This is a genomic window from Marinicrinis sediminis, assembly GCF_042685085.1.
GTDB lineage: Bacteria > Bacillota > Bacilli > Paenibacillales > KCTC-33676 > Marinicrinis > Marinicrinis sediminis.
The window spans coordinates 203902-221443 of sequence record NZ_JBHUMM010000043.1 but is presented as its reverse complement, the minus strand read 5'-3'; the positions used below and the strand labels follow the sequence as shown (position 1 = coordinate 221443).

The window sequence follows — 17542 nt, the reverse complement described above, 5'->3', positions numbered from 1 at the left end:
TTCAGATCTCGTTTTCCATTTTCATTTGATAAACAGATGTAAAACAAGAGCATCTCCTCCATGAGAAGGATGCTCTTGTTTGTTCTCACCTGCTGACATCAGGTCCGTTCTGTTGATCTCGCGAGATAGGCGCGGACCAGTTTCATAAATTTCGGTTTCGTTTCATTGGCTACGGCCACAACCTGCTCATGCGTGAGCGGCTCCAGTTCTTCCCCGATCGCCATATCTGTGATGCAGGAAATACCCAGCACACGAAGGTCGGCATGACTCGCCGCAATGACCTCCGGCACCGTTGACATGCCGACCGCATCACCGCCCAGTTTGGCAAGCATCGTAAGTTCAGCCGGAGTCAGATAGGCTGGTCCTGTAATGCCCGCATAGAGCCCTTGCTGCACGGTCAGACCCTCAATCTCGTCTGAAATCTGGCTGGCCAGTTCTACGGCTTTTGGACAATAGGCCGCTGACATATCGGGAAAACGTTGTCCAAGCTCGGGATGATTCGGGCCGATTAACGGATGATCACCCGTCATATTCAAATGATCCGTAATCAGCATCAGATTCCCTGGCTGAAAGCTTGGATTCATTCCTCCTGCTGCATTGGTGATGACCAGTTGCTCCACACCCAGCTGCTTCATCACATAGACGGGCAATACGACCTGCTGCATCGTATAGCCCTCATAATAATGAAATCTACCCTGCATCACGATCACGGTCTGGCCCTCAAGCGTGCCAATGACGAACTGACCCGCATGGCCTGCTACGGTTGAGGCTGGAAAATGAGGGATTTCCGCATAAGGGATGATGGTGCTCTGCTCCACCTCGTTGCCCAAATCTCCGAGTCCTGATCCCAGAATGAGACCGATCGAAGGCTGCAAATCGTTCAGTTTTTCCTTCACGAATGCAGCCGCTTCCTGAATATGCTGCCTGTACGTTTCAGCCGTTTGCATGCCTCAGTGCTCCTTTTCTGCGCCCTTCGTCCTGTACATCTTCCAGACCATCATTCCTCTGCGCTTCGTTACAGCTTCGGAATAATAGCCAGGACGAGTGATTTGAATGTTTCCTTGACCTTCTCTGTCGTCTCCATCACTTCTGCATGAGAGAGAGGCTGCTGCAAAATCCCTGCTGCCATGTTGCTGATACAGGAAATGCCCAGCACTTCAATGCCTGCATGTCTGGCTGCAATGACTTCCCCAACCGTAGACATCCCTACCGCATCTGCACCTAATCCTCTCATCATGCGAATTTCTGCCGGCGTTTCATAACTGGGTCCGAGTAAACCGATATAGACGCCTTTTTTGACCGGAATCTGATTTTCCTTCGCTGTTTGCTCAGCAATTTCCCTGAACGAACGGCTATACGCCTCTGACATATCCGGGAAACGTGCACCCATGTTTTCATCATTCGGTCCAATCAGCGGGTTGCGGAACGTAAAGTTAATATGATCCTCAATAAGCATCAAATCGCCAGGCTCAAATGACGTATTGATCCCGCCTGACGCGTTCGTAACGAGCAACTTATCAATCCCCAGTGCTTTCATGACCCGAATCGGAAATGTCACATGCGAGACGTCATAGCCCTCGTACAGATGAAAGCGTCCCTTCATCAGCATCACCTGGCGACCAGCCAGCTTGCCGATCACCAGCTCACCAGCATGTCCTTCTACCGTGGAGACCGGGAAATGAGGAATCTCGTTATACGGAATGGTGATGGTGTCTTCCATTTCATCAGCCAGCACACCAAGTCCTGATCCGAGAACCAGCCCAACTTCCGGCTTTTCCTTCATTTGCTCCTGAATACGTTTCGTTGCCTCTTCCACCTTCATTGCCAATTGCTCCATTCCCATCATCTTTTCCACCTTTCTCTATTTCGATTCGCCTCATCCCTATAGAATGAGAACCAGAATCACAACATTAGTTCTGCCTAAGTTCTGCCAAAAAGCTCTTTCCATTTGCCGGCTTTTGAACTTCAAAGTTGTCGGCAATGGTTGCCCCGACATCTGAAAACGTTTCCCGAATGCCCAGCTCCACCGTCTTCATCGTCGGATTATATACGAGCAGCGGTACATATTCCCGCGTATGATCAGTTCCGTGATGAACCGGGTCATTGCCGTGATCTGCGGTAATGATCAGCAAATCGTCAGGCCCAATCTGCTCCATAATCTGTGGCAGATGCCGGTCAAACTCTTCTAACGCCTCCGCATAGCCAGCCGGGTCCCGGCGATGTCCATACAGGGAATCGAAGTCGACGAGGTTGGTAAACAGCAGGCCATGAAAATCTTCACTCAGGCATGCGATCGTTTGCTCGATGCCATGGCTGTTGCTTTTCGTCGGATAGGATCTGGTGACCCCTTCTCCCGAGAAAATATCGTTAATTTTCCCGACAGAAATGCAATCCAGCCCCTTCTCCTGGACGAAATTCATGACAGTCTTCTCCGGTGGACTCAGGGCATAATCATGCCGATTCGATGTACGCTCGAAATGCCCTGGCTCGCCGATATAGGGCCGGGCGATAACCCTTCCAATCGCATAGGGCTCCGTTCGTGTCATCTCGCGGGCAATCTCGCACGCCTGGTACAGCTCGTCCAGCGGGATGATATCTTCATGTGCGGCAATTTGAAACACACTGTCTGCCGAGGTGTAGACAATCCATGAGCCCGTACGCATCTGCTCCTCGCCCAGCTCCTTTAATATCTCCGTGCCCGATGCGGGCTTGTTGCCGATGACCTTGCGACCGGTTCGTTCCTCGAACTGCTGGATCAGTGCCGGAGGAAATCCATCCGGATACGTCTCAAACGGAATGGTCACTTTCAGCCCCATCAGCTCCCAATGTCCGGTCATCGTATCTTTTCCTGCCGATACTTCTGCCATTTTGCCATAGCTGGCGGTCGGTTCCTGTACGTGCTGAACAGGCGGGATGGTTGCAATGTTGCCCAAACCAAGCTGTGCCAGATTCGGCAGCTTCATACCGGGTACTTCTCTGCCAATGTGCCCAAGGGTATGGGCGCCCTGATCATTGAACTGTGAGGCGTCTGGCAACTCTCCAATACCCACGCTGTCTAATACGATGAGTGCAATACGTCGAAAGCGGTTCATAGCAGCCTCCCAAAGATTGGTATTTGTCTGTATTATCTCATGAATGGCGGGCAAGATGCAAAATGAAGCGTGCGCGTGCGCTTCGTTTATTTCTTCGCTCTCGGATGAGCGCGGTCATAGATTTCTTTCATTTTCGATTTCGTCACATGTGTATAGATTTGGGTCGTTGAGATGTCAGCATGGCCCAGCATTTCCTGAACCGCTCTGAGATCCGCGCCATTTTCGAGCAGATGTGTCGCGAAGGAGTGCCGAAGGGTATGCGGGGTTAGCTCTTTTTTGATGCCGAGCTCACTTCCGTATTTTTTAATGATTTTCCAAAATCCCTGCCGGGTCATCCGCACGCCCTTCTGATTGACGAACAGCGCATCCTCCTGAGGCTGCTTGCGTACAAAGTGGGGACGAGCCATCTCCACATACTCGTGGACACAGGTCAGGCTGATTTTACCAAGCGGAATGATCCGTTCCTTCGATCCCTTCCCGATGCAACGTACAAAACCCATACCGGTATGTACACTGTCCATATTCAGATCGAGCAGTTCGGTCACCCTCATCCCCGACGCATACAGTATCTCCAGCATGGCCTTGTCCCGAAGACCGGCTTTCTCCTTTACGTCGGGAGCTTGCAGCAAACGATCTACCTCTTCGATCGAGAGCGCTTTTGGCAATCGTTTCTCTTGCTTTGGCATCTCAAGATGCTGGATGGGATTTTTGTCAATCCACCGTTCGATCTGCAGAAACTGAAAAAAACCGCGAATGGCAACGAGACTTCGCGAGATGGAAGCCGAAGCCTTTCCCTGTTGCCTGCCATGCAACAAATAGGAGGTTACATGCTGCTTCTTGATCTGCTGCACCTCCTGCACCTGAAACGTTTCTTTTATATAAAGAGCAAATTGGGTCAAATCACGCTCGTACGATTGAAGCGTATTGACGGACAGCCCTTTTTCCACCGAAATATAATGCAGAAATTGTTTAATCTGATCCAGCATGCTGAGCATTCCTCTCCCGATGACATGTCATAGCCTGTGCGTACAAGACCGTACACAACCGATACGATACATGAAGGTGCTTCATGATACGCTTTGGCTCTGAATTGTTGTTTCCACATTGTCATCGGGATTTCCTGCTTGTGCCAACATTATTCTCCGGTCAGATAAAATTGTTTCAACCTTTCGAGTGGATGCCGGGGCTCTGTCCAGCCTGCATCTGTCGAAAAAGCCTTCACTGCCGCTCCCTCCGGCACCCGATACGTATCCATTGGGTCCAGCCAGTCCTGTACCCAGCCGTAGACATGGGAAAAAACATAGGTCAAACATACGAATAGCAATAAAAACTGAATTCGCTCCATCCACTTTCGCAGTGAAATGATCATGCGCAGCACCTTCCCCTAATCCCTCGTGTTCTTCACACGTGTTCATTCACGCGGGGCTTGTTCCTCCCCGTATTTCACCATATGTGAAAAAGGATACCTTTATCACACTTGCATGATGTGAATAAGAGGGCTGGCATCACATTTGCATAGGAAGCAACTGATCAATGACATGATACGGAGCGCCGAGTGATTCTGCCACGGCCTGGTGCGTAATTTTCCCCGCATACGTATTGACTCCCAGCTTCAACGGATGATAATCCGCAATGGCTTTGCCCAGACCCTTGTCTGCCAAATCAAGGGCAAAGGCGAGCGTCACGTTGGTCAGTGCGAGTGTGGAGGTTCGAGGAACGGCACCGGGGATATTGGCGACGGCGTAATGTAGCACATCATGTTTGACATACACTGGCTCACTATGCGTCGTCACCCGGTCAACCGTCTCGATGCTGCCTCCCTGATCCACGGCCACATCGACAATGACCGAACCTTTCTTCATTTGACTCACCATCTCTTCCGTAACCAGTCTCGGGGCTTTGGCGCCCGGAATGAGCACCGCACCGATCAGCAAGTCCGCTTTTTGCACCGCATTGGCAATATTGTACGGGTTCGACATCAGGGTACGAATACGGCCCTGAAACACATCGTCCAGGTATCGCATGCGATCCGTACTTTTCTCTACCATCACGACATTGGCTCCCATGCCGAGCGCCATTTTTGCTGCATTCGTACCCACAATTCCTCCGCCAATAATGATGACATCCGCAGGCGGTACACCTGGCACTCCGCCTAGCAGAATACCTCTCCCGCCATAGAACGTCTCCAGAAACTGCGCCCCTACCTGAACGGACATTCTCCCGGCCACCTCACTCATAGGTGTCAGCAGTGGCAATCCACCGCTGGGAAGCTGAATCGTCTCATAGGCAATAGCCGTCATGCCGGAACGAACGAGGGCATCCGCAAGCGCAGGGACAGCAGCCAAATGCAAATAGGTGAACAGCATCAGATTCTCCCGGAAATACCCATATTCCTCTGGCAACGGCTCCTTGACCTTCATGACCATATCTGCGCGACCCCACACTTCGGCTGCCGTCTGGACGATGACCGCACCTTCCTGTCTATAATCCTCATCCTCAAATCCGCTGCCGGAGCCGGCCTGATGTTCAATGTATACTTGATGACCTCTTTGTACAAAAGCAGCCACCCCTGCAGGTGTGATGGCTACGCGATTTTCATTGCTTTTGATTTCCTTTGGCACCCCGATCAACATGATAAATCCCTCCTGAACTAGACCTTTCTCATCTTGTATTGTTGCTAATTCCAAGTCGGATTATGAAAACAGGTATAAAAAACTCTCCTGAAAAGTTCATTCAGGAGAGTTTCTGTCTTCTATATATTTAACCATGATCCGGTTTGTTAAAACGGCCTGTGCAGATTGATGCGAGCCACAGAGCTACGCGGTGCTTCGCTGGGCTACGCGAGGCTTCGCCTTGCTACGTTTCACTTCGCGGGGCTACGCGGGCTGCGCTTAGCTACGTTTCACTACGCTGGGCTTCGCGGGGCTTCGCCTTGCTACGTTTCACTTCGCAGGGCTTCGCTAGCTACGCGGTGCTTCGCTGGGCTACTCACTTTTCTTGTCAGACTCTTCATTGTTGCATCGATGACAAACGCCCTGGAAATCAAGTCGATGATCCAGTACGTGAAAATTAAACTCTCGGGCCAATCTATCTTCCAGAGGACCCAGCCAATCTTCCAGAATTTCATCTACTGCTCCGCACTGTACACAAATGAGATGATGATGATGATGCTTGCTTGTATCGCCGCGCAAGTCATATCTTGCCACGCCATCGCCAAAATTCATCTTCTCTACGACATGCAATTCAGCCAGCAATTCCAGGGTACGGTAGACTGTAGCCAGACCAATTTCCGGTGCTTTCTCCTTGACAAGCATGAATACATCCTCAGCGCTCAAATGATCCTCTTCATTCTCGAGCAGTACCCGGAGGGTCGCCTCTCGTTGAGGTGTCAGCTTATAGCCTTGAGCCTGAAGCTGCTGCTTGATTTTTTCTATCCTCGCTTCCATCCCGTTCCCCCTCTTACCTGAACCCAAAGCCAGTAACTTCAATATGTTTTCATTATAGTGGGTGAACGTTTGAGAAGTCAAATGAAAAGGTCACGGCCATTGAGGCCTAATTGGCTCCGCTCAAAGACAACACAGGCGTAGCCCATTCGATGAAATACGGCGAACAAAAGACCTCCAGCAAGGAGGCAAGCAACAGGACACCTGTGAGCGCCAGCACCCCGATGGAGTATTGCATAAAGGCCTGGGAGATATTCCCTTTCTTCTGCATGAGCCGATTCCGAATCAAATAAATCGAGAACAAGATCGCAAACACACTGCTTAATATAAAGGAAGGAATAATCACGATATTTTGCGGAGCCACAGCTGCCATGGCAAAAACCATGCCTTTCCACGACCATTGGGAAACAAAAAAACCAACCGTAAAGCCCACCAGCACGCCCTTGAGAAAATTCAGAACCAAAACGAGCGGCAATCCAATTACGGACAGGCCCAGTACCCAGATCAGCAACATCCATTTCAAATGCATGCCGAAAATATGCTGAAAGGATTCTGTTTTACTCCCCTCTGTACCTTGGTCAATCGAATGAAAGAAACTCCCCACATAGCGAAACATTTCCTGTTTTTGCTCGAGGGACAGGGCATTCACCAACAAGGCACCGAACACAATCCCCATCACAAACAGAACCGAAACGAATACAGTGAGCGGCATATAATCCTGAAGCAGCTTTTTCATCTGGAGCGGCATATTCATGTCTATTTCCTCCCTTGTTCAGTTACGATCAATATATGAACAAGATTGATAGACTATGCCTCTTTTTGCTAGATTGCTTATTTCAACTTCCCGTACCTGCCTCCGCCCCCACTTTCAATGTCCAACTGCCCGCTTCGCGCACGATCGATTCGGCCTGCCAGTTGTTCCCCGCACACTCGTGCAAGCTCTTCTGCTGGCACATGGTGAAGCACATTCATCTCTGTACCAAAATGCTGCAGCAGCTTGTCCAGCATTTGCTTGCCGATCCCAGGGATGAACTCCAGCGGAACTTGCAGCTTGTAAGGGGGTCTGCGTTGGTCATCCGGTTCCTTCCGATCAGCAATAGTCTCAATCCGATGCGCTACACCTGTCGTTTTCCGCACCTTTCCACAAACGGGACAGACTTCACTCGGCTCATTCGCGTTCAGCTTTTGTCCGCAGGCCGCACAGGTTGTCTGGTGATATTTGCCGAGAGCGGGAAGGAGTCCATAGTTGGCTTGGATCGCCCTGCCCTGTTCGCCGCCCAGAGCGGCTTTCCATTCAGCAAAAGTAGGTTCCTTGAGCAGAAGCTCGTTGTATTCCCGTGCAATCTTGGGCAAGGAATGTGCATCCGAATTCGTCAGAAAGGGCAGCACATCCAGCTCGGATATGCGGCTGGCCATGGACGTGTCTGCACTCAGACCAAGCTCCACAGCAGATACCTGGTCCGGATTCAGCACGTCGGCCATCGCATCGGTGCAACTGCCATACAAGCTTTTGTGCGGCGTAAAGATATGAGCGGGGATAAACAGTCCACCCCGGTCCACCACCTCCTGCTGCACCTGTCTGGCAGAAGCATAAACGCGCTGGGAGCTGAGATGAATGTTCTTGACATGCCGGGACAGCCACGCCGTCCAGTCCTGCATATCTGCCAAATAGGGAAAATAGACGAGATAATGGGCCGCTCCCCGTCCATCTTCCTTTACTTCAAGCTCACAGCCCAGCATGATCGTAGTCGTCCGGTAGCGGATGCCTCCATCCACATGCTCCGCCATCTCCCCGCGATCGAGCAGCCGTAAAATATCCCTCTGGACACCGGGAGCATGACAATCGATAATTCCGATCAAATTGATGCCTTTGCGATCTGCGGCTTCTCTCGCAATATGTGCAAACGTCAGGTTCCGGCTAGCCGATATTTTGACTGGCTTCCCGTCATCGGTGCTGCCGATATGAATATGAAAATCGGCAAAGACAGACGAAAGACGCTCCATGCCTACATCAGCTTTCCGGTGAGCTGGTAGAGCTCCCACACATAGATAGCCGTAACCGTCTTCGCGTCGCGAATTTTTCCCTGTTCAACAAATGCCTTGGCCTCATTCAGTGTCAGCCATTGTAATTGAAGAAACTCATCCTCGTCGGGCTGCTGTTCTCCCTTCGTACATTGATCTGCAAAATAGAGATGAATGATTTCATCGGCAAAGCCGGGTGACGTATAGAAGGATTTCACAAGCGTCACATGATCCGCCTTCATCCCGGTTTCTTCTTGCAATTCCCTCATCGCGGCACTCTCCGGGGTTTCCCCTTCATCCAGCTTTCCTGCCGGGATTTCAACCAGACTGCGTTCCAGCGGCTTCCGATACTGCTCCACTACAGCCATTTTGTCATCCTGGATGACCATGACAGCTACAGCACCCGGATGCTTGACGACTTCCCGATAGGCCTGCTTGCCATTGGGCAACAAAACTGTATCCCGCTGTAAAGAAATGATTTTGCCTGTAAAAATAGGTTCCGTTTCAACTGTCTTTTCTGCAAAGGCCTGATTTTCGTCAGCAAATGGATCTTTTCCGATCATCGATATCTCTTCCTCTCCCTGATTTGGTCATAGGTTGTCCAGTATGCGCATACGTTAGGATATAGCTTTTCCCTGCCCATTCCTGCCATCTGTCCATATTGTAACCCGCGCAGGAGGGTTTGGCAAAAACAGGATGCAATACATCTGCCATCTACCATTTACGCCAAAACGAACAGGAAAAAGGAGGAAGGACACGATGATCATGGCTATAACCGAGAATCAGCTATGCTTGTCCGGCAAGATGTGGGAAGTTCGCGCTTATGTCAGACAGCTTGTGAAACAGGAAGGTGCAACAACTACGATAGCTGCCCTGATCGCAGCCAGGCATACTGCGAAGCAGCACACACCCCTAGAAAGAAAGCAGGCTCCTCATCCAATCCTCTACCCATTGTCGTAAGCGGAGAGCCATAGCGCTGCATCGCCTGTGAGACGGAGCTTAGTGAGATCGTTTCCATCCATTCAATGGCATGATGTTGGGCCAGTCCGGCATCTTCCACCTGCTGCCGAATCTGCAACCGTTGCTCATGTGGCAAGTCAGCTGGCAGAGGGAGAATCGCACGTTCACTCGCATAGCGAAGTGTGGTCAGCAGATGGTGACTAAGACCTTGATGGCGACTCCGTCGATCAGCAAAACTGATACGGGGAATCACGACAGGTATCCCGCCCAGTTTAGAAGTCGCATTGATTAGCTCACTCACTTCCATCCCCGAATGTCCCAGCTGCGTTCCTGTGCCAGCAATGCCAGGACCCATCATGACGAGAGAGATATCCGCACCGCTGACCCACTTTCCGGCAATCAGTGCTGTATATTTATTCATCGCCTCATAATCACCGCCATACGCATGTCCATATGTAATCGTTTGATCGATCCAACCGAGTTTCTTCAACTGACGCACATGTCGGCTAAACGACAATGGCAAGGCTCCTCCATCACTCATCAAATAGCATACGCGCAATCTTCTCTTGTTCTCTGGATGTTCCCGATGTTCCCGATTTCCCCGCACTTCCCGCTCTACAAGTGGTTCACGATAAATTTGCTGTTGATAGAGCCAGGCTGCAGCGACGGGCAGCATGCTGTGCAGTTCCCCGATCAACACGGGCATCTGCTCCAGTTTCAGCTCATTCAAGAACAGTTCGTGCGCTCTACTCTCTGCTTCTTCCACAGATAGCACAGAGCGCTGGAAAGGGGTGTATCGGAGTTTCATCATATGGCCTTTTGATAGAACCTGAGCATTCGATGAAGTCTGATTCTCACACATAGATCCGATCAGTTTGTCTGAAGACACTGCATGTGCGGGCACCTCATTTGATGATGCGGTTGTGGTTGTATTTGTAGATGTAGCTGTAGCTGTAATCGAGTTGGATGGATCATCATGAGACTTGCCAGCCAAACCCACTACAAAATGCAGTCCGCCCGTACCCAGCTTCAATCTGACAGCGGTTGTATTGAGCCATACCCGATCCCCCGGCTCCAGCGGGACAGGCATCCAGTCGAGTTCATGACGTGCCCGGCACGTCTCTTCCCCAAGTTGAACAGCCCACTCCTGCACACCCGCATGTTCCTCCTCGAGCCTCAGTAATATCCCTTCTTCTACCTTTAGCACAGTGATCGACCTTTCCTGCACGCCTCAAGCGGCGCTGACAATAGTACGTGAATGATTAGTATCGTCACATCGGATGGTCTGCATACCCTGGGTATCCGGGTTCTGTTCATTGACGTTCCTGACTCTCATTCGCGCTGCAATGGAAAATTAGAAAAAATCGTCAACCTTGCTCACTCTACAAGTCTACGCACGCGAAATGGACAACACATATACTGTAGCATCCCCTTGAAAAGGATGTGAATGTTTTGAATCACACCAAGCAAATTCCGATTTCCTTTCTAACATGGAACGTGTACGTTGGTGCCGATCTGAATCCGACTCTTTCTTCCCCGATTCAACTCGTACCACAGCGTGTAACAGAAGCATATCGACAATTCCTAGCCACTAATTTTCCTCAGCGTGCCAAAGCGATTGCCAAACAGATCAAGAAAAAACAGCCAGATATCATTGGCCTTCAGGAGGTAGCTCGCTGGGAGCTGATCCCGCCGAGAGGCAATCGGGTTGTATTCGACTTTTTGCAGATCTTGCTCCGTCAGTTGAAGCTGCTGGGTCTGGACTACAAAGTCGCGGCCGTGAACCGCAATCTATCTGACCAGCTTCCTGCCAGCACAGGCAATATCGTTCGTCTCACAGACCGGGATGTCATATTGGTGAAAAACACATGCCGCTTCAAGATCATTCGCCGCATGTCAGCCAATTACAAGGCCAGTCTCAATGTACGAATCGGGGGACAAACCATTCGAATCCTTCGCGGTTACTCCTTCATTGATGTAAAAGTAAATGGTCACGTGTTCCGTGCCATCAACACGCATCTGGAACCATTGTCTCCTAAAATCAGACAGGCTCAAGCCAATGAACTGCTTGCAGGTCCCGCTTCCACAAAGTTGCCGCAAATTCTGATGGGAGATCTGAACTCCAATGCCAATCGACCGGGCATGACCGTCTACCGCAAGGCATTAAAATCCGGATTCAACGATCCATGGACGATCGCAGGTATCGGAAAAGGCTTTACCTGTTGTCAGGATCGAGACGTATTGAGTGCCCGTTCCCGCTTAAGCGAGCGGATTGATTACGTTCTGTTCAAACGCAAAATCAACTGGCGTGTCATACGCACGAAGCGTGTCGGCGCTTGCCAGGCTTCCCGAACTCCGACAAGGTTGTGGCCTTCTGACCATGCCGGTGTATTCGCGAAGCTGGTGCTCCGATCACGTTAATGCGCCTGATCATCTGAACGTTTGTCAGCAGGGATGAAAGTTTGTTAACAGATATGAAAGCTTAGCAGCAGACATGACAATGGGGAAGCCAGAGATGTTTACATTTCTGGTCTTCCCCATTTTGTATAACTGATTCAGTTCGACTCGTTCTGTTGGTTATTGATCCAGACCGACTCGTTTTTTCCCTTCTTCTGTCACCGCAAACTTCCGGCTCATGGTTTTGATTTGGTGGACTAATCGAAAGCGCAGAGCAGACCAGTCCTCATCGATGGACACTTGTCTCACCGGCTCGAAGCCTGCCTCCGCCAATAATCCAGCAACCGACTCTCTGCTGCAGTCTGATCCCTTGTATGTTTTTGACGATTTCTTGGGATAACAGAGCCAGAGCAAACCATCTTCCTGCAACGAACTCAAAACGGATTGGGCTGACTGTTGCAGGTGCTCATTCCCGGTACCGAATATTTGAATGAACGGATAGGATGCCTGTTCAGGCTGCTCGTGTACCTCACCGGGACAAGCCTTCATCACATCCTGATACGCCTCGGGTGCATGCATGATCAGGATCGGCTGCATATTTGTTTTCCACTGCAATTTCTTCAATGTCGGATGCATGTCTGTCATCGTATGCTCGCCCTCCCTCATTTCGGCCTACTTCACTTTCACTTCTTCTTATCTGTCTTGGCTGCCCTTCATAGTAAGCTAGACGCGTGCAGCCTGCCCGATAATCGCCACGACCAGCTCTGCCGTCTTGACGAGTTCTTCGATCGGCATCTGTTCCTTCTTGGTGTGGATATATTCATAGCCAACCGCCAAATTAACGGTCGGAACCCCCATGCCATTAAATATATTCGCATCGCTGCCCCCGCCAGAATGAACGAGCTTCATCGGACGTCCGATCTGTTCCAGTGCTTTTGCGGCCAACTGAACGACTTCGGACTGCTCATCAAACAGAAACGCCGGATAAATGATCTCGTGGTTAAAATCGGCAACAGCCCCGAGTTCCTCTGCCGTTTCCACAAATGCCTTGCGCATATGTTCGACCTGCGCTTCCAGCTTATCGTCTTTCAAGCTGCGTGCTTCTGCCTTCAGGTACACTTCTTCGCACACGATATTGGTTTCCTTGCCACCCTCGAAGCTGCCGATATTAGCCGTGGTCTCCTCATCAATACGCCCCAGTCTCATTCTCGATATTGCCTTGCTGGCAACCTGAATCGCAGAGATGCCATCTTCCGGATTGACACCTGCGTGAGCCGATTTACCTGTAATCTTGACCAGAATTTTGGATTGGGCAGGCGCTGCTACAGCAATTTCTCCCACTTTTCCATTGGAATCAATCGCATATCCGTACTTGGCCTTCAACAGACTGGCGTCCATGGCCTTGGCTCCGATCAGACCGGATTCCTCCCCGACCGTAATGATAAACTGGACAGGACCGTGCGGAAGGTTCTCTGCCTGGATGACCTCGATTGCCTCGATCATGGCGGTGATTCCGGCCTTGTCATCGCTCCCCAGAATCGTCGTTCCATCACTGCGAATATATCCGTCTTCATCTACTTGCGGCTTAATGCCGGCACCAGGCACAACGGTATCCATATGGCAGGTGAAGTAGATCGGATCAGCTTGTTCTAGCCCTTCCGATGCTGCCCATGTTACAATCAGATTGCCGGCTCCATGACCCGTAGCCGCTGTGGTGTCATCCTCTGCCACTTCCAGTCCCAAGTCTGTGAACAAACGGGTCAACAGGTCGCAAATTTCTCTCTCATGTCGGGTCTCACTGTCTACACGAACTAAATCGATAAACTGTTGGATCATGCGCTCTTGATTAATCATCATTGGCCTGACCTCCTGCAATTATAGGTTTCATTCTGATCTTAAGGTATAATGAACACGTTCATTTCATACACGAGGAGTGATAAAAAATGAAGCGAGGCAAAATCCAGAAAACCGTCATCTACATTTTGATCTTTGCCCTGGTGCTCTCCAGTGTGGCTATGGGACTCCAACTGTTAACGGGACAATCCTGAGCCTAGTGCTTGGGACTGCCCCGTTTTTTTAGTTTCAGTAGACTGCTATGGGAATCGAATGGTCTAGTACAGCTTGGTATCGCTCGTATAGCCTTCTATGTTTTCCTTCACACGTTGCAGGAAGCGGCCGCAAATGACCCCATCCAAAATACGGTGATCGAGCGAAAGACAAATATTGGCCATATGACGTACGGCAATCATGTCGTGAATGACAACCGGACGTTTGACTATCGCCTCAAAGGTAAAGTTCGCCGCTTGCGGATAATTGATAATCGGCTGCGACAAAATGGAGCCGAATGAACCCGTATTGTTGACGGTGAAGCTGCCACCTTGCACATCGGCAGGACTTAGCTTGACCGCTCTTGCTTTCTTGGTCAAGGTATCAATTTCCCGGGCGAGACCGGCGATGTTTTTCTGATCGGCATTTTTTATGACAGGGGCATAGACCGCATCCTCTGTCCCGACAGCCAGGGAGATGTTAATATCACGCTTCACGATAATTTTGTCAATCGCCCATACCGAGTTCATGATCGGGTAGTCTTTGATGGCATTGACCACGGCCTTGATCACAAACGCCAGATAAGTCAGATTGACCCCTTCATTTTTCATGAATTCCGTCTTCAATTCGTTGCGCAGTGTCACGAGATTAGTGACATCCACCTCGATCATCGTCCAGGCATGCGGAATTTCAGTAACACTTTGCCGCATACGGGTTGCGATGGCATTCCGAACAGGACTCACGTCCAGCAAATATTCCCCGCGTCCTTCTCTCTCGGCGTCTGTACGTTCCTGCATCTGGAATGCCGGAGGCGGCGTCAAGTGAAGTCCCGAGCTTCGAACCGGAGGAGAGGCATCTTTATCTGGTTGCGGATTCAAGGCAGATGCCGATTGTGGGGAAGCGTCTTTTGGCTGTGATGTCGGTGCCGATTGCACTTTCTGGCGTGGTCCGCTTTCCAGATAAGCTTGTACATCCTTGCGTGTAATTCGCCCTCCAAGACCCGTACCGTCGATCAACTGCAAATCGAGTTGATGCTCTTCCGCCAGCCGGAGTACAGCCGGTGAATATCGCTTGCGCATTGTTCCTTCTTCTGCCGAAGAAGAATTTGCCGAGACGCTCCCGCCTTCGTGTGCACCGGACGACTCCTGGTCTGGCTGTTGTGTGAAGGAACTCTCCCCGCGTTGACCATTCTGGTCAGTTGCTTCAGTCCCAATCGTACACAAGACCGTTCCAACTTTCACGGTTTCTCCTTCCGGAACCAGTATTTCCTGAAGAATGCCTTCCTCTGTGCTTGGCAGCTCAGCGGTAACCTTGTCGGTTATCAGCTCACAAATCGGTTCATAATACTGGATCGAATCCCCCGGCTGTTTCAGCCACTTGGCAATGGTAGCATCGACCACACTCTCCGCCAGCTGTGGCAGCTTTACTGTTTTTACTTGATCCTGATTCGTCAACGATCTGACTCCTCTCCTCACATTATTCGAACACTGTCCTCTATCAGTACATCGCCAATTTTTTCATGGCGGTCTTCAGTTTTTCCTTGTTGAGCATATAGAACTTTTCCATCGGTGGACTGATCGGCATGGCTGGTACGTCATAACCACAGAGTCGCTGGATAGGCGCATCAAGCTCATACAGCATTTCCTCGGCAATGATGGCCGATACTTCTGCTCCGATTCCACCGGTCTTGTTGTCTTCATGTACGATCAAGACTTTACCGGTTCTCGCGGTCGCTTCCAAAACGGCTTCCTGATCCAACGGCTGCAATGTTCGCAGATCGAGAATATGACAGCTGATTCCTTCCTGGGCGAGCTCTTCGGCAGCCTGCAACGCAAAATGAACCGTCAAGCCATAGGTAATGACCGTGATATCGTCCCCTTCACGCTTTACATCAGCTTTGCCGATGGGTACAGTATATTCGCCCTCCGGTACTTCCCCTTCGATCATCCGGTAGCATTTCTTGTGTTCGAAGTATAATACAGGGTCCTGATCACGAATGGATGAGAGAAGAAGACCCTTCGCATCATACGGTGTAGAGGGCGCCACAATCTTCAAACCCGGTGTGCCGAAAAACACCGACTCCGGACACTGGGAATGATACAGGCCGCCAAACACGCCTCCCCCGATCGGTGCGCGCACGACCAGCGGACAATCCCAGTCATTGTTGGAGCGATAGCGGATCTTGGCCGCTTCACTAATAATCTGGTTAGTGGCCGGCAACATGAAATCCGAATACTGCATTTCGGCAATCGGGCGCATTCCGACCATCGCAGCCCCAATCGCAACTCCTGCGATGGCAGATTCAGCTAGCGGGGTATCCAGCGCGCGATCTTCACCAAACTCTTCATACAAACCTTTGGTTGTGCCGAACACGCCCCCCTTGATGCCTACATCCTCGCCGAGAACGAAGACAGACTCATCTCGTCTCATTTCTTCGAGCATGGCGGTGCGAATCGCCTCGATATAACTGATCTTCGGCATTACAGTCCCTCCCCGTTCTGCTGGTCAGACGATGCATACACATGAAGAAGCGTATCCTCCGGCTTTGGAAATGGCGCTTCCTCTGCGTAACGAATCGCTTCCCGAATCAACTGGTCGGCCTCTTTGCCAAGTTCAATCTCCTGCTCTTCGCTCCACAAGCCACATTCCACCAGATAGTTGCGGAAATGACGTACGCCGTCCTTTTCCTTGTGATAGTCCACTTCTTCCTGCGTCCGATACGCCAGATCATTGTCGGAGGTGGAATGCGGAGAAAACCGGTAGCAGCACGCCTCGATCAAGGTCGGCCCTTCGCCGCGAATCGCACGTTCCCTCGCTTCTTTCACAGCCTGATACATGGCAAGCGGGTCATTGCCATCAACCTGTATACCCGGAAAACCGTATCCCTTGGCCCGGTCCGCAATGCTCTCGGCACCAACCTGCTTGTGATACGGTACGGAAATCGCATACCGGTTGTTCTCACACATGAAAATGACAGGCAATCGGTGCACCCCTGCAAAATTCAACCCTTCATGAAAGTCACCCTGGTTACTGGAGCCTTCCCCGAATGTGACGAACGTAATGAGCTCTTCCTTCCTCATTTTCGCTGCCAGTGCAATGCCGACTGCATGAGGAACCTGTGTCGTAACGGGACTTGAGCCCGTCACCATCTTGAGTCGTTTCGAACCGAAATGACCGGGCATCTGTCGGCCGCCGCTGTTCGGATCTTCTGCCTTGGCAAACAACGAAAGCATCAGTTCTTTCATCGTCATGCCCATTTTGAGAACAAAGGCAAAGTCCCGATAATAAGGGAGAATATAATCCGTGTCTTTCTCCAGCGCAAAAGCAGCGCCGACCTGTGCGGCCTCCTGACCCGGTCCGGCGATATGAAAGTTAATCTTTCCCGCCCGTTGCAAAATCAAGCCCCATTCGTCATATTTGCGACCGAGTTGCATCCAGCGATACATATCTACGGCTTCTTCATTCGTTAAACCAAAGGCATGATGACGGAATTGTTCTGCTGATGAAGTTTGTTCCATCCGATTCAACCTCCTAATGATCCTCGCTTGCTGTTTCTTTATATTCAAACTTAAGACCTGGTAC

Annotated in this window: 18 protein-coding genes; 2 read left to right on the top strand and 16 right to left on the bottom strand. The window is 50.7% G+C overall.

Annotation, left to right across the window (positions count from 1 at the left end; translation table 11 throughout):
* Window positions 1-98 precede the first annotated feature (98 nt).
* The 11 genes from ACFSUC_RS14780 to ACFSUC_RS14730 all read right to left on the bottom strand — a co-directional run bounded on the left by ACFSUC_RS14780 (window position 99) and on the right by ACFSUC_RS14730 (window position 10724).
* Window positions 99-947 carry a purine-nucleoside phosphorylase gene (locus tag ACFSUC_RS14780; RefSeq protein WP_379930391.1) on the bottom strand — a complete coding sequence of 283 codons (849 nt, stop codon included), beginning with the start codon at window positions 945-947 and terminating at the stop codon, window positions 99-101.
* 68 nt (window positions 948-1015) lie between these two features.
* Window positions 1016-1837 carry a purine-nucleoside phosphorylase gene (locus ACFSUC_RS14775; RefSeq protein WP_379930974.1) on the bottom strand — a complete coding sequence of 274 codons (822 nt, stop codon included), beginning with the start codon at window positions 1835-1837 and terminating at the stop codon, window positions 1016-1018.
* A gap of 73 nt (window positions 1838-1910) precedes the next feature.
* Entirely contained in the window at window positions 1911-3092 is a 1182-nt protein-coding gene (locus ACFSUC_RS14770) for a phosphopentomutase (RefSeq protein ID WP_379930390.1), read from the bottom strand.
* 86 nt (window positions 3093-3178) lie between these two features.
* Window positions 3179-4078 carry a site-specific tyrosine recombinase XerD gene (gene xerD / locus ACFSUC_RS14765; protein ID WP_379930389.1) on the bottom strand — a complete coding sequence of 300 codons (900 nt, stop codon included), beginning with the start codon at window positions 4076-4078 and terminating at the stop codon, window positions 3179-3181.
* A 149-nt stretch (window positions 4079-4227) separates the two neighbouring features.
* On the bottom strand, window positions 4228-4461 hold the full coding sequence (locus tag ACFSUC_RS14760; RefSeq protein ID WP_379930388.1) for a DUF4227 family protein: 234 nt from the start codon (window positions 4459-4461) through the stop codon (window positions 4228-4230).
* A gap of 136 nt (window positions 4462-4597) precedes the next feature.
* On the bottom strand, window positions 4598-5725 hold the full coding sequence (ald, locus tag ACFSUC_RS14755; protein ID WP_379930387.1) for an alanine dehydrogenase: 1128 nt from the start codon (window positions 5723-5725) through the stop codon (window positions 4598-4600).
* Window positions 5726-6076: 351 nt separating this feature from the next.
* Window positions 6077-6538 carry a ferric iron uptake transcriptional regulator gene (gene fur / locus ACFSUC_RS14750; protein WP_379930386.1) on the bottom strand — a complete coding sequence of 154 codons (462 nt, stop codon included), beginning with the start codon at window positions 6536-6538 and terminating at the stop codon, window positions 6077-6079.
* 106 nt (window positions 6539-6644) lie between these two features.
* Window positions 6645-7289: a stage II sporulation protein M gene (spoIIM, locus tag ACFSUC_RS14745; RefSeq protein WP_379930385.1), complete on the bottom strand. Its 645-nt coding sequence runs from the start codon at window positions 7287-7289 to the stop codon at window positions 6645-6647.
* Between the two features lie 77 nt (window positions 7290-7366).
* Window positions 7367-8539 carry an endonuclease Q family protein gene (locus ACFSUC_RS14740; RefSeq protein ID WP_379930384.1) on the bottom strand — a complete coding sequence of 391 codons (1173 nt, stop codon included), beginning with the start codon at window positions 8537-8539 and terminating at the stop codon, window positions 7367-7369.
* 2 nt (window positions 8540-8541) lie between these two features.
* On the bottom strand, window positions 8542-9120 hold the full coding sequence (locus ACFSUC_RS14735) for an NUDIX hydrolase (RefSeq protein ID WP_379930383.1): 579 nt from the start codon (window positions 9118-9120) through the stop codon (window positions 8542-8544).
* Window positions 9121-9416: 296 nt separating this feature from the next.
* Complete coding sequence (locus tag ACFSUC_RS14730; RefSeq protein WP_379930382.1) at window positions 9417-10724, bottom strand: DUF3866 family protein; 1308 nt, start codon at window positions 10722-10724, stop codon at window positions 9417-9419.
* A 245-nt stretch (window positions 10725-10969) separates the two neighbouring features.
* Here ACFSUC_RS14730 and ACFSUC_RS14725 point away from each other — a divergent pair, with 245 nt between their 5' ends.
* Entirely contained in the window at window positions 10970-11938 is a 969-nt protein-coding gene (locus ACFSUC_RS14725; RefSeq protein WP_379930381.1) for an endonuclease/exonuclease/phosphatase family protein, read from the top strand.
* A gap of 156 nt (window positions 11939-12094) precedes the next feature.
* Here the strand turns inward: ACFSUC_RS14725 and ACFSUC_RS14720 are convergent, their stop codons facing one another.
* Entirely contained in the window at window positions 12095-12559 is a 465-nt protein-coding gene (locus tag ACFSUC_RS14720) for a DUF3052 domain-containing protein (RefSeq protein WP_379930380.1), read from the bottom strand.
* Between the two features lie 78 nt (window positions 12560-12637).
* A complete protein-coding gene (locus ACFSUC_RS14715; protein ID WP_379930973.1) occupies window positions 12638-13768 on the bottom strand; it encodes a M20/M25/M40 family metallo-hydrolase in 1131 nt (376 codons plus the stop codon).
* 89 nt (window positions 13769-13857) lie between these two features.
* Here ACFSUC_RS14715 and prli42 point away from each other — a divergent pair, with 89 nt between their 5' ends.
* Window positions 13858-13962 (top strand): stressosome-associated protein Prli42, encoded by a 105-nt coding sequence (gene prli42, locus ACFSUC_RS14710; RefSeq protein WP_379930379.1) that lies wholly within the window; start codon window positions 13858-13860, stop codon window positions 13960-13962.
* Window positions 13963-14025: 63 nt separating this feature from the next.
* On the opposite strand, the gene ACFSUC_RS14705 is transcribed toward prli42, so the two are convergent.
* Genes ACFSUC_RS14705 through ACFSUC_RS14695 form a run of 3 tightly spaced genes read right to left on the bottom strand, consistent with a single transcriptional unit; the run spans window position 14026 to window position 17478 of the window.
* The gene (locus tag ACFSUC_RS14705; protein ID WP_379930378.1) at window positions 14026-15414 is read right to left on the bottom strand and encodes a dihydrolipoamide acetyltransferase family protein; all 1389 of its coding nucleotides are present in this window, start codon (window positions 15412-15414) and stop codon (window positions 14026-14028) included.
* A 43-nt stretch (window positions 15415-15457) separates the two neighbouring features.
* Window positions 15458-16441, bottom strand: a complete 984-nt coding sequence (locus tag ACFSUC_RS14700) for an alpha-ketoacid dehydrogenase subunit beta (RefSeq protein WP_379930377.1) — start codon at window positions 16439-16441, stop codon at window positions 15458-15460.
* Complete coding sequence (locus ACFSUC_RS14695; protein ID WP_379930376.1) at window positions 16441-17478, bottom strand: thiamine pyrophosphate-dependent dehydrogenase E1 component subunit alpha; 1038 nt, start codon at window positions 17476-17478, stop codon at window positions 16441-16443. The genes ACFSUC_RS14700 and ACFSUC_RS14695 overlap by 1 nt, the downstream gene beginning before the upstream one ends.
* Window positions 17479-17542: the final 64 nt, after the last annotated feature.

Excerpts from the sequence above, each read along its gene's own strand:
- xerD (WP_379930389.1), bottom strand. The coding sequence starts at position 4,078 with ATGCTGGATCAGATTAAACAATTTCTGCATTATATTTCGGTGGAAAAA.
- ACFSUC_RS14715 (WP_379930973.1), bottom strand. The coding sequence starts at position 13,768 with ATGATTAATCAAGAGCGCATGATCCAACAGTTTATCGATTTAGTTCGT.
- ACFSUC_RS14735 (WP_379930383.1), bottom strand. The coding sequence starts at position 9,120 with ATGATCGGAAAAGATCCATTTGCTGACGAAAATCAGGCCTTTGCAGAA.
- ACFSUC_RS14695 (WP_379930376.1), bottom strand. The coding sequence starts at position 17,478 with ATGGAACAAACTTCATCAGCAGAACAATTCCGTCATCATGCCTTTGGT.
- fur (WP_379930386.1), bottom strand. The coding sequence starts at position 6,538 with ATGGAAGCGAGGATAGAAAAAATCAAGCAGCAGCTTCAGGCTCAAGGC.
- ACFSUC_RS14775 (WP_379930974.1), bottom strand. The coding sequence starts at position 1,837 with ATGGAGCAATTGGCAATGAAGGTGGAAGAGGCAACGAAACGTATTCAG.
- ACFSUC_RS14700 (WP_379930377.1), bottom strand. The coding sequence starts at position 16,441 with ATGCCGAAGATCAGTTATATCGAGGCGATTCGCACCGCCATGCTCGAA.
- ACFSUC_RS14780 (WP_379930391.1), bottom strand. The coding sequence starts at position 947 with ATGCAAACGGCTGAAACGTACAGGCAGCATATTCAGGAAGCGGCTGCA.
- prli42 (WP_379930379.1), top strand. The coding sequence starts at position 13,858 with ATGAAGCGAGGCAAAATCCAGAAAACCGTCATCTACATTTTGATCTTT.
- spoIIM (WP_379930385.1), bottom strand. The coding sequence starts at position 7,289 with ATGAATATGCCGCTCCAGATGAAAAAGCTGCTTCAGGATTATATGCCG.
- ACFSUC_RS14760 (WP_379930388.1), bottom strand. The coding sequence starts at position 4,461 with ATGATCATTTCACTGCGAAAGTGGATGGAGCGAATTCAGTTTTTATTG.
- ACFSUC_RS14720 (WP_379930380.1), bottom strand. The coding sequence starts at position 12,559 with ATGACAGACATGCATCCGACATTGAAGAAATTGCAGTGGAAAACAAAT.
- ACFSUC_RS14740 (WP_379930384.1), bottom strand. The coding sequence starts at position 8,539 with ATGGAGCGTCTTTCGTCTGTCTTTGCCGATTTTCATATTCATATCGGC.
- ald (WP_379930387.1), bottom strand. The coding sequence starts at position 5,725 with ATGTTGATCGGGGTGCCAAAGGAAATCAAAAGCAATGAAAATCGCGTA.
- ACFSUC_RS14770 (WP_379930390.1), bottom strand. The coding sequence starts at position 3,092 with ATGAACCGCTTTCGACGTATTGCACTCATCGTATTAGACAGCGTGGGT.